Source organism: Acinetobacter sp. YH01009 (assembly GCF_013420765.1).
GTDB classification, from domain to species: Bacteria; Pseudomonadota; Gammaproteobacteria; order Pseudomonadales; family Moraxellaceae; genus Acinetobacter; species Acinetobacter amyesii.
Genome location: NZ_VOYE01000002.1, coordinates 398,561 through 411,465, shown reverse-complemented (window position 1 = coordinate 411,465; position 12,905 = coordinate 398,561). Strand labels below are relative to the sequence as shown.

The following is a 12,905-nucleotide window of genomic DNA, read 5'->3' as shown; positions in this document are numbered from 1 at the left end:
TTTTAGAAGTCATTGTTGTAAGTCATGGTCAAAAAGAAACGCAATTCAGCAAATCCACTTTCACAGTTATTTGGGCAAAATGGCATAAAAGTGCTGTTGGGTCTGGTGGCAACAGGAAGCTTTGCTATTGCTTTCGGGCAAGAAAAAATTCAACAACTTGTTTCTATGAGCAGCACTTCAAATAGCGCCTGTTTGGACCAATTTTATCGTGAAGTGCCACCTTATTTGGTCCGTGAAAGCCTACATAAAAACAGTTTTCCACTGTGTTTTAATGGCTTTAATGTCATGTATTCAGGGATATCCAAGACACCGCTTTGGGTTGCAGAAGCATTAACCCCCGCACGCCTGAGTCAAAAAATTCCGCGTGAAGATAACTTTCATGAAGAGACTCGCGTGCCGTCTGAATATCGGGCTTTGCTGTCAGACTATAAATCTTCAGGCTATGACCGTGGACACATGGCGCCAAATGCCGATATGCCCAATAAAGCTGCGCAGTTAGATAGTTTTTCTTTGGCCAATATGGTGCCGCAAGCTCCAAAAAATAATCAGCAAGTGTGGCGCGAGTTAGAAGAAGCCACACGGGCGATAGTGACCAAACAAAAGCAAGATGTCTATGTGGTGACGGGGCCGGTTTACAGTGCGAAAAAATTAAAAACCATTGGGCAAGGGGTCATTGTGCCGACCGCCACTTATAAGGCGATCTATTTGCCGAAAAAAGGCGTTGCAGGCGTGTACTATGCAGACAATACCTTGCGTGATACCGCACCGACAGTCAAAGTGATGAGTATTTGTGCGCTAGAAGAACTGACTGGAATTAATTTTTTTCCAGAATTAACCGAAGACCAAAAGCGCAATACCTACCGTTTGCCACTCAAAGCCACCCAAGTCAAAGCAAATCAAGACATTGCTTATTTGCATTGGGATGCTGAAAGCCAGTGTGCTGCAGATGTCGCAGAAGACAAGATTTTAAGTTTGCAAAAAGACTTTAAATCGAGTGGTGGTTCTGTGGGTGAGACAACTACGGCAAGCAGTGGAAATGACAACAATCAAGATGCCTTGGTCAAACAATTGATTGAAGAAATTCTGCAATATCTGCTACAGATTTTGAAATAATTGAGTAGATAATAGCGCTGAACGGCGAGTGATGAAGAGGATCATTGCTTGCAGTTGAAATCTTTTTCACGTATTTCTATTGCTGCATCACTACAACAAAAAAGAAGGATATCCATCATGTTCAAAGCATTTGAAAATGACACTGCGTCGCATGCAATTCATGACTTAACACTAGAAAATGGCCAAGATCGAATTAATATTTATGGCAACTTACAGGTGACGAAAGACCAAGCAGGTTTAGCTGCAGCGAAAGCTTTACAGGCATTTTTCAATGATGTGGTGACCACACTTGAGGCAGAAACCAACTTAGCTGAAAAAATAGCGCAGGGCGGTGAAGAAAACGAAGTGGAAAATCCATTTCTTTAATGCTGTGTCATCGGCCGTCGAAGGAAGCAATGCTCAATTCGGGATGAATGAAAAAAAAGCTCACAGATTGTGAGCTTTTTTTATGGTGTCTTCTTCTATTTATGCGTCTTTTGCCATCAGTTTATAGATGACAGCACCAATCACCGCGCCAATGATAGGGGCTACCCAAAATAGCCAAACTTGTGAAAGCGCAGCAGTTTCAGCAAAGAATGCCACACCCATACTACGCGCTGGGTTGACCGAAGTATTGGTGACGGGAATGCTGATGAGATGGATCAATGTAAGCGCAAGACCGATTGCAATTGGGGCAAATCCGGCAGGTGCACGTTTATCTGTTGCTCCCATGATCACAATCAGAAAGCCAGCCGTCAGCACAATTTCAATAACTAACGCTGAGAGCATAGAGTATTTGCCCGGAGATAACTCACCATAGCCATTGGTGGCAAAACCGCCGACACCGGTAAATCCGGCCTGACCTTGTACAATGATGAATAGAATAAATGCGGCGAGGGTTGCACCCAGCAATTGAGAAATAATATAGGGTGCTAGTTCTTTCGCTTCAAAACGACCATCGGCCCACAAGCCGATACTCACGGCAGGGTTAAAATGTCCCCCCTGAGATATGACCCAGCGCATAAGCAGCCGTTAATACGGTTAAACCGAAGGCCAGTGCCACGCCAGCGAAGCCAATGCCAAGTTCAGGAAAGGCCGCAGCCAAGACCGCACTACCACAACCACCAAAGACCAGCCAAAATGTACCGATCAGTTCTGCTAAATATTTATTCATTTATCGAATATGCATAGATTTAATGGATTTTGCTGAAAATCACAATATATAAAATGATAACTGTGTCACATTTTTAACTTACTGCTTCAATTTGCGATAAGCGCCATTGCTGTGGGGTCAAGTTTCGCCATTGTTTAAAAGCGCGTTGAAACGCACTCTGTTCTGAATAACCCAGCAGTAGAGCAATTTCCTGCAAACTTAAATGCGGGTCTCTTAAAAATTCTTCTGCCATCATGCAGCGGACCTCCTGCATACGTTGCTGATAGGTGCTGCCTTGTTGTTGTAAATGGCGTTGTAATTGTCGGACGGACAGATTCAGTTGCGTAGCGACATGTTCAATTTGGAACTGATTTTTTTGCAAACCCATTAAGATGGCTTGCTGTAAGCGTTGGTCGATTTGCGTGGTATTCGGCAGCTTTTCCAATAAAGACTGTGCCTGCTGCATTAACAGTTTTTGTAAGGTCTGATCGCCTTGGGAAAAGGGGCGAGACAGTTCTTGAATGGGAACAATAACCTTTGACTTTTCTTGGGAAAATCGAACTTTACAGCGAAAATATTGTTCATATTGTGCGACATTTTTCGGTGCAGGATTATGAAAATGCACTTCGTGTAAATTGATATCTTCAAAACGCATGAATAATTTTAGAAACTGCAGCATTAAGGCAATCGCAATTTCATCGGTCAATTGATTGGCCATATTCATGGGTAAATCATTCCAACCGATCGAGAAAAAATCATTTTGAATATCAATCAGCAATGGGCTGCCATCGAAGATTAAGCGATGAAAATCATGGTAGCAGAGCAGCGCTTCGCCCAAGTTTTCACAGGACAGAGCAATATACGCAATAATGCCAATATGTTTAGGTTGCACATGTTCTGCAATTTCTAAACCCAGCGCCGGCTTTTGGATCTTTTGATCTAAATCCATCAATAAATCACGCCAAATGGCATAATCAAAACGCTCTAAGTTTTGAACTTTATTCAATTTTTCAGGAATAGCAATGCCTTGGGCTTGGTGATAAGCATAGAGCAAATGGCCCAGTCCTCCATAGACCGATCCTGTATAGTCCTTGAGTTGTTGCATATTTTTTTAATTCTAAATTTTGTCGTGTTTTGTCAATAATATTAAAAAAAACGGTCAATATCTAGCTTTTTTCATTACCTATAGTGGAGCTAAGAAAAGGAGATATTGGTCATGTTAAAAGGTTTTATTGCAGGGTTGGTCGTCGCCAATGCCTTTGAATGGTTCGCACATAAATATGTTTTGCATGGGACACATCGGTCAGGCAAGCCACGTTTTAGTCCAGTACCGAAAAGCATGAAATCACATTGGGAACATCATCGTGAAGTTCGAAAAACAGATTTTCATGATCATGGCTATGTTGAAGGTGTACAGAACTGGCGCACTAAAAATGAAATATTGTCACTGGTGGCAGTTTCAGCCATATTTGTCCCGCTGTTTTATCCTATTTCCAAAGGAATGAGTTTATCTGTGCTGTATTGCGCAGGGAATTATTATTATATCCATCGTCGCGCACATCTTGAGCCAGAGTGGGCGATGAAAAAGATTCCATGGCACTATGACCACCATATGAATTCAAATCAGGATGCCAATTGGTGTGTGACCAAACCGTGGTTTGATTATATTTTAGGGACTCGGGTGATCTCCTCGGCGAAATTACAGGAACAAAACCCATTGGGTGTGCTACTGCCGACAGCGATTGCCAAGCCATTGTCGCATTGGGTCAATCGGGTATTTCCTGCAAAGTGGGTGGCTGAGCGCGAAAAGCCAGTTGCACTTCTTGAAACGGTCTAATATGAATGCACTGTGCGTTTTGACAACAAGCTTTGCTACCCATTTGAGCTGTCGCAATTTGTCAATAAATTATGAATCTACTGTCAATCAAATACAGTGTAAATGCCCTATATTTAAATCATCAAAAGGCTTGTACACGACGAGTTGATTGATGAAGTTGCTATGTATATTTTTTCATTTGTTTTAAGTATCAGACCAAGTGCTGTAGTTTTTCTTGGTTTATAGGAGCCGACAAGGCTCCTTTTTTTATGTCTATAGTAAATCAATTGCATGGGCGATGCTCTGCTGTAACTCCATGTTGTTGCATCAAAAACACCAAAGCAAAAAAAAGAGCGAATCATCGCTCTTTTAAATTTTCATTGAAAACGAATCAATTAAAGGCGCATTTCAATGCCTTGTTCTGCAAGATATTTTTTCGCTTCAGGAATGGTGTGTTGACCAAAGTGGAAAATAGAGGCAGCAAGCACAGCATCTGCGCCACCTTTTAAAATACCATCGGCCAAATGTTGGAGATTACCGACACCACCAGAAGCAATGGTTGGAATGGTGACACGGTCATTGATGTTACGCATCAGTTCAAGGTCATAACCCGCTTTGGTACCATCTGCGTCCATTGAGGTGATGAGTAATTCACCTGCACCGAAGTCCGCCATTTTTACCGCCCATTCGATGGCATCGATACCGGTTTCTTTACGACCACCGTGGGTGAAAATTTCCCATTTATTATCGCCGGTTTTTTTCGCATCAATAGCAACCACAATACACTGTGCGCCAAAACGCTGAGAGGCTTCTTGTACAAATTCAGGATTATAAATAGCCGCAGAGTTAATCGAAACTTTGTCCGCACCCGCATTTAATAACAGGCGGATATCTTCTACTTTACGCACGCCACCACCGACTGTTAATGGCACAAATACAGACTCAGCCATACGCTCTACTGTACGGTAAGTAGTATCACGACCATTTGAGGTTGCGGTGATGTCTAAGAAGGTAATTTCGTCCGCACCTTGTTCGTTATAACGGCGTGCAACTTCAACTGGATCGCCTGCATCACGAATATCAAGAAATTGAACACCTTTCACTACACGACCGTTGTCCACGTCGAGGCAAGGAATAATACGTTTAGCAAGCATAATTTTTTCCAAAAATAACAGCCGATTATGAAACTTCGCGACTTAGATGCTACACCTTAGTAGTCGGAGCGGTTATTCTATCAAAAATATGTAAGTTTTTTCGCAGGTTTTCTATGTCGGTTTATACCACTTTGACTTTAAAGGAAGTTCAGGATTTTGCAGCACCTTATGGACTGGAGGTGATTGACCTGATTCCGATTCAAGGCGGTATTCAAAATACCAACTATTTTATTGTTTGCGAAAATGGTACGCAGTATGTATTAACCGTTTTTGAAGAGATGGACGAGCAAGGTGCAGGGGAGCTGGTCCCTGTACTTGAACATTTGGGGCAGGCTGGTCTAGCTGTGCCTGTACCGCTGAATCATTCGGGTAAAGCGATTCATAGCTTAAAAGATAAACCTGCACAGATTGCGCCACGCATGCAAGGTCAACATCCCGTGCCTGCGAGCTTAGCGCAAGCAGAGGCGATAGCTGTGGCTCAAGCGAAAATGCATGTGGCTTTACAAGACTTCCCTTTGGAACGTGCAGAATATCGTGATCATGCTTATTGGTTACAAGTTTCACGTAATATACGTCCAACATTAAATGAAGCAGATACCACGTTGCTTAACAATTTGTTGGGTTTATATGACATCTTAACGGCGATGTATCCAGACCGTCCTAGCGGTTTTATTCATTCTGATTTGTTCCGTGACAATACTCTATTTGAAGGCGATCAACTTAACGGCATTTTAGACTTTTATGAGTTAAATAAAGACGAACTCTTGTTTGATATTGCTATTACTTTAAATGACTTCTGTACTGAATATCCGGATGTGCATTTGAATGAAGACAAAGCCATTGCCTTTTTACATGCATATGAAAGCGTGCGCCCATTAACCGCAGATGAAAAATCATGTCTAGAGTTATATTTGGCAATGGCGGCGGGTCGCTTCTGGATGATGCGTTTACAGGTGGCACAGAAAAATGCTGCAGAAGGCCGTACAGGGGATGATATTTTGCAGAAAAACCCTGCTGAAATGCGTAATATGCTGATTGAACGATTAAAATTCGTCACAGCATAAATTTTAAAAACAACGAGAGGGAAAAGCATGCGTGATCAAGGACGCTTAGTAGAATGGTTTGATGACAAGGGCTACGGCTTCATTCAACCGAACGATAGCACCAAAGATCGCGTATTTTTGCACATTAAAGATTTTTCCCGTCCCGGCCCACGACCAATCGTGGGCTGCGCGTTGGATTATGCTGTGATCTTAGACGAACGCGGACGCTTTCGTGCACAGCAAGTGCATTATTTAAAAGCCTCACAAACCAAAGCTACACAACGCCCCAATAAAAAAAATGTGGTGCAGATGCCGCGTCAGGCAGAGCCGATGCAAATCTTGTGCATCATTTATATCCTCGCCTTGGCGGGTTTGTCTGTGGCGGGTTTACTCAGTGGCATGGTGCTGCTTTTTGTGAGTATTATCAATGTCCTGACCTATTGGTTCTATGCGCAAGATAAAGAAGCTGCGCAAATGGGGAACCGACGCGTGCCAGAAAATACACTGCATCTTTTGTCTTTTTTAGGTGGGTGGCCGGCGGCATGGCTAGCGCAGCAACGTTTGCGGCATAAAACACAAAAACAACCGTTTCGAAAAATATATTTCTGTACCATAGCCTTTAACATATTACTGATTTTATGGCTAATTTCACCATTTAATATCCTGCATATCTAGGGTGGAATGATCCGAAAAATCATCATGACGGAGAGCGAAATGAATTATTCCATTGATAAAGATCCAAACCGCCTGCTCACGATTATTTTGTATATTCTTTATATTGTGGCGATTTTTTCTGCCGGCTTGCTTGCGGTCCTCGCGCTGATTATCAATTACGTCAAACGCAGTGATGTCCGAGGCACGATTTTTGAAAGCCATTTTACTTGGCAGATTCGTACGTTTTGGTGGTATCTCATTTGGAACATCATTGCTTTCGTGCCTTTTATTTTTCTGTTCTTTACTGGCAATAATGCTAATGCCTTTGCAGGGGTGGCACTGGGAGCAAGTACCTTCTGCGTCACGGTGATCGGACTGTCTTGGTTATGGATTGTGTACCGCGCGATTAAAGGTTTAATTCGTGTCAATGACAACAGACCGATGTATGAGTAAATACAGCAGCATAATGACAAGCGACCCATGGGTCGCTTTTATTTTTTTCGTTTGACCATTCGATAGGCGGCATCAAAAAATGCTCTTTTATAAAGCAATTGCACATAAAAGTGCTTAACTTTGGTTATTTAAGCAAAATTGACTATACATTTTTAAGAATTATAACTTACATTTTTAATAAAATAACTTTGCTTATTTAATTTTATTAATTTACATATTTATTTTTATTATTTTACATTCTTAATAATATAAATTTACGTTTTTACTAAAATAAATTTACATTAATGTATAGTTGTTTATTTAAATTATTTTCTGGATTTTTATTTAAAATTACACCAGTTTAGGTATTAGCTATAGAATCGACCACGGCGACGGCGCATACCTAAAACGTGTATTGCGCGTACCAATACCGCATACGAAACAGGATAGCTAAATCGCTGTTCAAATAATGGAACTAGATCACTAATATTTTTAAATTTTGTATTTTTTACAAATACTTGAAATTCATTCCAGTCGCGAATGTGGCTCGGTGCACCACGGTTTTTTGCGGCTTTTGGGAGCAAACTTCCGGTCTCTTCCTCCAGGCGAATCCAAGCATCCAAGGTGACTCGAGAGATGTTAAACTCTTTGCATACAGCCACTTTGTAGTCAGTTTTTTTATACATCTGAATGGCTGATTTTCTGGTTTCTAAATCATACTTTGGCATTTTTTGAATCATCATTAAAATAATGAATGAATATTATATGGCATGTTGATTGCAAAAGAACCTGTAACGCAAATAAATATAGTTCAGGTGACGTGCATGGAAACTTTAGCGTCTGTTTTAAAAAAAATGTCTTTATGGCAAGTGGTGATTATTGGTGTCGCATATATGACGCCAATGGTTGTGTTTGATACTTTTGGCATTGTGTCCGGTATTACAGATGGCCGTGTGCCGCTGGCCTATATTTTGGCTTTATTTGCCATGCTCCTCACCGCATTTAGTTATGCGCGTTTTAGTAAGCATTCGGATAAACCGGGTTCTGCTTATACCTACACTGCAGAATCTTGCGGGCCTCAAACTGGCTTTTTTGTCGGTTGGTGTTCTTTACTGGATTACATCATGCTGCCATTGGTCAATGCGCTTTTGGCAAGTATTTATTTAGAAGCAGTGATTCCAAGCGTGCCGTACTGGGCATGGGTGATTTTGTTTACTAGCTTAGTCACGCTCATCAACTGCTTCCGTATCAATATTTTGGCCAATTTAAGCATGATCTTTGTCTGTGCGCCTGTACTGCTGATGGGCTTTTTTATCTATCTCGTCATTAAAGGTATAGGGAGTGAGCAAGGTTATGCGCATGTCTTGACGCTCGCGCCGCTATTTAATGGTGATACGTCAATTTTGCCACTTATCGCAGGGGCTTCAATCCTGTGCTTTAGCTTCTTAGGTTTTGATGCGGTGACGACCATGTCACATGAAACCAAAGACCCGAAACGCACAATTCCTCGAGCGGTTATCCTAACCACGCTTACGGGCGGTGTGATTTTTATTACAGCATCCTGGTTTGTGCAATTGTATTTTCCAACCAATGTCCGTTTTAACAACCCAGATGAAGCGCTCCCTGAGATCGTCCTGTACGTGGGTGGGGCGCTATTTCAATCAGTATTTTTATGCGCCCAAATTATGAATACATTTGCTTCTGGGCTTGCCACGCATGCCAGCGCATCACGCCTAATTCATATTATGGGACGAGACGGCATTTTTCATAAAGGCACATTTGGTCAAGTGCATAGCAAGTTAGGCACACCTTTATATGCAGTATTGCTGATCGGTCTGATTTCATTGGCAGCCATTCGTTTAGATTTAGCTACAGTGGTGAGCATGATTAGCTTTGGTGCCCTCATTGCCTTTACCGCCGTGAACTTCTCCGTGTTTATGAAGTTTTATGTACGTGATGGTCAACGTCATGGTCTTAAAAATATCTGCCTGAACATGCTGCTGCCGCTACTTTCAGTGGCAGCGATTATGTGCCTTTGGGTGAGCCTAGAACACAACGCCTTGGTTTGCGGAGGTATTTGGCTGGCAGTGGGCGTCGTATTGTTCGCTTATAAAAAGTTAAGAAAACAAAATATTGTGATTGGCAATGCGTATTAAGAGGCTGAAGCCTCTATAGCGATCAAACAGAATTGAATTGATAAATAGGAATGTAAAAAAATGAATACAAAGCCAAAATTTGTAGACGATGTTGAATATAAAAACAGTGTAAATGTGCAAAGCGGTAAGGAGTGGAACTGGGTCAATCCTGCTCGCGGCAGTTTTGATTTTCCAGCCAATTATTATGAAAGCTCACTGCAAGAATGGCAGGCTTTTGATGCCCTTAATGCGGATGTTGAGTGTGATGTGGTGGTGATCGGCGGCGGCTTGTTGGGCACATCTACGGCACTGCATTTGGCGGAACAGGGTGTGGACACGGTGCTGGTGGAAAAAAACCGTATTGGCAGTGCTGCATCGGGGCGTAATGGTGGACAGCTAACTCCTGGGTTGGCGCGTTGGGAAGCGGGGGAAATGATTGAACACTTTAGTTATGAGGATGCTAAACGTTTATGGCACTTCACTTCGACTGAGGCCATGTCTTTAATTGACCAAATTGCGCAGAACTATGATTTAGATCTACAACGCAAACATCAGCACATTACTGCAGCCGTGCATCCAGGGCATTTGGTGGGTTTAACTGAAGGTGCAGATGCGCGTAAATATTTGGGTGAAGACCATACCCAGATTATGGGCAAGCACGAGTTGTTTGAGCATGTGAAATCGGAAAATTATTATGGCGGTTTACTCGATACTCTCGGCGGGCATATTCATCCCTTGGTATTAAACCGTGGCCTTGCTTATGGTTTTAGCCAGCAAGGTGGCAAAATCTATGAGCAAACCGAAGTGCTGTCGGTGGATGAGCGTCAAGATGGCATTTATGTGACAACCACTGGCGGTGTGATTAAAGCACGTAAGAGCGCCGTGATTGGGGTCCATCATGCCTCATTTAAGCTGCTGCAAAGCCATAATCAAACCACCATTCCATTTTATACTTATGTGTGTACCACAGCGCCCTTAGAGCTCGATCTTGCTGAAATTCTGCCGAGTGATGCGCCTGTGTACGATACGCAGTTTCAAATTGATTATTATCGCGGTGTATCTAAAAACCGTTTGCTATTTGGCGGTGAAGGGACGGGCTCTTGCTGGACGCCTGAAAAAACCCATGATTATTTACTGAGCCGAATCAAGCATGTGTTCCCGCAATTGACACAGGTTGAGCTGGACTTTGTTTGGAGTGGCACCACAGATTTAACCATGAATGGCGCAGCCGATAGCCGTAAGTCCGATGGGAAATATCCGATTTATGCGGTACAAGGCTGGAGCGGTCATGGCGTGGCGCAAACCGTGCGTATAGGCAAAGCCATTGCCGATGATTTTTGTGGCAATGCCGATGACTTTAAAATGCTCACCAGTATTCAGCATCAGGACATTTTGTTTGGTCGCGCACTTGCACCAATGGTGATTCCAATGGCGAAAACCGCTTATGGGCTGGGGGCAATGGTCAATCCGGGCAAGATGGTGTCCTTCTAAATTTAAGTCTTTTTTATGAAGGATATCGCTTAAAAGCGCCCTCATTATTGAGGGCGCTTTTGCGTGTTAAGGCATTTCTTCTGTAATTTTGTCTTTATTTTTCTTTAAGAATTTCGGCCGCCATTCACTCACAATCACACCGAGAACCACGCAAAGCCCGCCAATAAGGGCGAGCGGTGTTAAGCGTTCACCAGCAAGTCGCCCAATGATCGCGGCCCAAACCGGTTCACCTGCATAGATGATTGCTGCCTGTGCAGGATCAACCATGCGCTGCGCCCAGTTCATCACCAGTTGAATCACGGCGCTGGCAAGCCCCAATCCGCAGAGTACAGCGATTAATGGCCATTCAAATTTTGGCAAAGTGGTTTCACCCACCAGTGGGGCAAAGCAAAAACAGAACAGAGAGGCAAATGCCAACTGTAGAACCGTCACTCTGCGCAGATTGACGCGGGGCGCAAAATAGCTGATCAAGATAATTTCAAAGGCAATGGCAATCGAACCGAGCAGCGTAATGATTTGTCCAAAATTGAGCTGAATAGCGCCAAAACCATTACCCGTTAAAAAGACCAAACCGACAAAAGCCAAACTTACACCCAGCCATGTCATCACATGTGGTTTATGCCGAAAACACAGCCACATAAAAATCGGAACCAGCGGTACATACAGCGCTGTTAAAAAAGCCGATTCACTGCTGCTGATGCTTTGTAAGCCGACTGTTTGCGTCGCATAGCCGATTGCAATCACCGCGCCAATACTTGCGCCCGCAATGACATCGTATTGAGAAAAATGTCTAAGATATTTGAGCGATAACAGACTCACAGCCAGTGTAGCTGCGGCAAAACGTAGACCGACAAACAGCACTGGACTGCTAAAATTTAAACCGTATTGCACGGTGATAAAACTGGCGCCCCAAATCATGGTAATCAGGATGAGTGCGAGCTGCGGAAACTTGGCTTTCCAAGCAGATTGGACGGTTGGCATGTGTATTTGAATGTTCAAAGAGGAGAAATAAAAAAAGAGGCCCGAAGACCTCTTTTCTGCTCGGGTAAATTACAAGCTTTGTTGATCAAGCAGTAATTGAGCTTCACGAAGGTTCAATGTGCCTTCATAAATTGCACGACCGGTAATCGCACCTAAAATGCCCGGTTGGCCTTTTAAGTTACGCACGTCGTCAAGGTTGGTCACGCCACCAGATGCAATAACAGGTAAGCCTGAATACGTTGCAAGGTTAACGGTTTGTTCAACGTTCACACCTTGCATCATGCCATCACGTGCGATGTCGGTGTAGACGATGCTCGATACGCCGGCATCTGCAAAGCGTTTTGCCAAATCAGTCGCTTTCACGTCAGTGACATTTGCCCAACCATCAGTTGCCACCATGCCGTTCATGGCATCGATACCGACAATGATATGGCCTGCAAATTTTTTGCACGCTTCTTCAACAAATTCAGGCTCTTTTACCGCTTTTGTACCAATGATGACAAACGAGACGCCTGCATCAAGGTAGTGTTCAATGGTTTCAAGAGAGCGGATACCACCACCAATTTGAATTGGCAATTCAGGCTGTGCTTTAGCAATCGCTTCAACCACAGGCTTATGAATCGGTGTACCAGCGAAAGCACCGTTTAAATCTACCAAATGTAAGCGACGCGCGCCTTCATTTACCCAATGCTGTGCAGTTGCCACTGGATCGTCAGAAAATACGGTATCGTCTTCCATACGACCTTGTTTTAAACGGACACATTTGCCATCTTTCAGGTCAATTGCAGGGATGATCAGCATGCTTTCGCTCCTTGCTCAATCAAATTAAGAATAAATTTGTGCCCAATCTTATCAAATAAACGGCTATTCACTAAATGCTAATATCAGAATTGATGAATTAAAAAAGCCTGACATAGGTCAGGCCAGTGTAAATAGAGGATTGGATTTTATTCT

General features: G+C 43.0%; 13 protein-coding genes and 1 pseudogene. 8 read left to right on the top strand and 6 right to left on the bottom strand.

All coding sequences use genetic code 11. From position 1 onward, the window contains the following. Positions 1 to 24: 24 nt before the first annotated feature. Both FTT76_RS04755 and FTT76_RS04750 read left to right on the top strand, forming a co-directional pair. On the top strand, positions 25 to 1,113 hold the full coding sequence (locus FTT76_RS04755) for a DNA/RNA non-specific endonuclease (RefSeq protein ID WP_180063005.1): 1,089 nt from the start codon (positions 25 to 27) through the stop codon (positions 1,111 to 1,113). 117 nt (positions 1,114 to 1,230) lie between these two features. Next, positions 1,231 to 1,479: a hypothetical protein gene (locus tag FTT76_RS04750; protein ID WP_180002780.1), complete on the top strand. Its 249-nt coding sequence runs from the start codon at positions 1,231 to 1,233 to the stop codon at positions 1,477 to 1,479. A 99-nt stretch (positions 1,480 to 1,578) separates the two neighbouring features. Here the strand turns inward: FTT76_RS04750 and aqpZ are convergent. Both aqpZ and FTT76_RS04740 read right to left on the bottom strand, forming a co-directional pair. Further along, a pseudogene (aqpZ, locus tag FTT76_RS04745) lies at positions 1,579 to 2,266 on the bottom strand (aquaporin Z). A 73-nt stretch (positions 2,267 to 2,339) separates the two neighbouring features. Continuing rightward, complete coding sequence (locus FTT76_RS04740) at positions 2,340 to 3,350, bottom strand: AraC family transcriptional regulator (RefSeq protein WP_180050661.1); 1,011 nt, start codon at positions 3,348 to 3,350, stop codon at positions 2,340 to 2,342. A 111-nt stretch (positions 3,351 to 3,461) separates the two neighbouring features. Here FTT76_RS04740 and FTT76_RS04735 point away from each other — a divergent pair, with 111 nt between their 5' ends. Next, the gene (locus FTT76_RS04735) at positions 3,462 to 4,082 is read left to right on the top strand and encodes a hypothetical protein (protein ID WP_180050665.1); all 621 of its coding nucleotides are present in this window, start codon (positions 3,462 to 3,464) and stop codon (positions 4,080 to 4,082) included. Positions 4,083 to 4,456: 374 nt separating this feature from the next. On the opposite strand, the gene hisF is transcribed toward FTT76_RS04735, so the two are convergent. Then, the gene (gene hisF / locus FTT76_RS04730) at positions 4,457 to 5,218 is read right to left on the bottom strand and encodes an imidazole glycerol phosphate synthase subunit HisF (protein WP_306674445.1); all 762 of its coding nucleotides are present in this window, start codon (positions 5,216 to 5,218) and stop codon (positions 4,457 to 4,459) included. A 110-nt stretch (positions 5,219 to 5,328) separates the two neighbouring features. Here hisF and FTT76_RS04725 point away from each other — a divergent pair, with 110 nt between their 5' ends. The 3 genes from FTT76_RS04725 to FTT76_RS04715 are packed head-to-tail and all read left to right on the top strand — an operon-like array spanning position 5,329 to position 7,365. Continuing rightward, complete coding sequence (locus FTT76_RS04725) at positions 5,329 to 6,279, top strand: homoserine kinase (RefSeq protein WP_180050669.1); 951 nt, start codon at positions 5,329 to 5,331, stop codon at positions 6,277 to 6,279. Positions 6,280 to 6,306: 27 nt separating this feature from the next. Next, the gene (locus FTT76_RS04720) at positions 6,307 to 6,933 is read left to right on the top strand and encodes a DUF1294 domain-containing protein (RefSeq protein WP_180022370.1); all 627 of its coding nucleotides are present in this window, start codon (positions 6,307 to 6,309) and stop codon (positions 6,931 to 6,933) included. A gap of 39 nt (positions 6,934 to 6,972) precedes the next feature. Next, complete coding sequence (locus tag FTT76_RS04715) at positions 6,973 to 7,365, top strand: hypothetical protein (RefSeq protein WP_168378990.1); 393 nt, start codon at positions 6,973 to 6,975, stop codon at positions 7,363 to 7,365. Positions 7,366 to 7,712: 347 nt separating this feature from the next. On the opposite strand, the gene FTT76_RS04710 is transcribed toward FTT76_RS04715, so the two are convergent. Beyond that, positions 7,713 to 8,072: a helix-turn-helix domain-containing protein gene (locus FTT76_RS04710; protein WP_180050672.1), complete on the bottom strand. Its 360-nt coding sequence runs from the start codon at positions 8,070 to 8,072 to the stop codon at positions 7,713 to 7,715. Positions 8,073 to 8,168: 96 nt separating this feature from the next. Between FTT76_RS04710 and FTT76_RS04705 the strand changes: the two genes are divergently transcribed. Together FTT76_RS04705 and FTT76_RS04700 are read left to right on the top strand one after the other, a co-directional pair. Beyond that, positions 8,169 to 9,500, top strand: coding sequence for an APC family permease (locus FTT76_RS04705; RefSeq protein WP_180190100.1), 1,332 nt, complete (start codon positions 8,169 to 8,171; stop codon positions 9,498 to 9,500). A 60-nt stretch (positions 9,501 to 9,560) separates the two neighbouring features. Continuing rightward, complete coding sequence (locus FTT76_RS04700; protein WP_180050679.1) at positions 9,561 to 10,970, top strand: FAD-binding oxidoreductase; 1,410 nt, start codon at positions 9,561 to 9,563, stop codon at positions 10,968 to 10,970. A gap of 66 nt (positions 10,971 to 11,036) precedes the next feature. Here FTT76_RS04700 and FTT76_RS04695 read toward each other — a convergent pair whose 3' ends face one another. Continuing rightward, positions 11,037 to 11,951, bottom strand: coding sequence for a DMT family transporter (locus FTT76_RS04695; RefSeq protein ID WP_180050682.1), 915 nt, complete (start codon positions 11,949 to 11,951; stop codon positions 11,037 to 11,039). Between the two features lie 69 nt (positions 11,952 to 12,020). Continuing rightward, positions 12,021 to 12,752: a 1-(5-phosphoribosyl)-5-[(5-phosphoribosylamino)methylideneamino]imidazole-4-carboxamide isomerase gene (gene hisA, locus FTT76_RS04690; protein WP_078190493.1), complete on the bottom strand. Its 732-nt coding sequence runs from the start codon at positions 12,750 to 12,752 to the stop codon at positions 12,021 to 12,023. Between the last annotated feature and the right edge of the window lie 153 nt (positions 12,753 to 12,905).

Coding starts and splice junctions, on each gene's coding strand:
- FTT76_RS04755 (WP_180063005.1), top strand. CDS start 25: ATGGTCAAAAAGAAACGCAATTCAGCAAATCCACTTTCACAGTTATTT.
- FTT76_RS04750 (WP_180002780.1), top strand. CDS start 1,231: ATGTTCAAAGCATTTGAAAATGACACTGCGTCGCATGCAATTCATGAC.
- FTT76_RS04740 (WP_180050661.1), bottom strand. CDS start 3,350: ATGCAACAACTCAAGGACTATACAGGATCGGTCTATGGAGGACTGGGC.
- FTT76_RS04735 (WP_180050665.1), top strand. CDS start 3,462: ATGTTAAAAGGTTTTATTGCAGGGTTGGTCGTCGCCAATGCCTTTGAA.
- FTT76_RS04725 (WP_180050669.1), top strand. CDS start 5,329: ATGTCGGTTTATACCACTTTGACTTTAAAGGAAGTTCAGGATTTTGCA.
- FTT76_RS04720 (WP_180022370.1), top strand. CDS start 6,307: ATGCGTGATCAAGGACGCTTAGTAGAATGGTTTGATGACAAGGGCTAC.
- FTT76_RS04715 (WP_168378990.1), top strand. CDS start 6,973: ATGAATTATTCCATTGATAAAGATCCAAACCGCCTGCTCACGATTATT.
- FTT76_RS04710 (WP_180050672.1), bottom strand. CDS start 8,072: ATGCCAAAGTATGATTTAGAAACCAGAAAATCAGCCATTCAGATGTAT.
- FTT76_RS04705 (WP_180190100.1), top strand. CDS start 8,169: ATGGAAACTTTAGCGTCTGTTTTAAAAAAAATGTCTTTATGGCAAGTG.
- FTT76_RS04700 (WP_180050679.1), top strand. CDS start 9,561: ATGAATACAAAGCCAAAATTTGTAGACGATGTTGAATATAAAAACAGT.
- FTT76_RS04695 (WP_180050682.1), bottom strand. CDS start 11,951: ATGCCAACCGTCCAATCTGCTTGGAAAGCCAAGTTTCCGCAGCTCGCA.
- hisA (WP_078190493.1), bottom strand. CDS start 12,752: ATGCTGATCATCCCTGCAATTGACCTGAAAGATGGCAAATGTGTCCGT.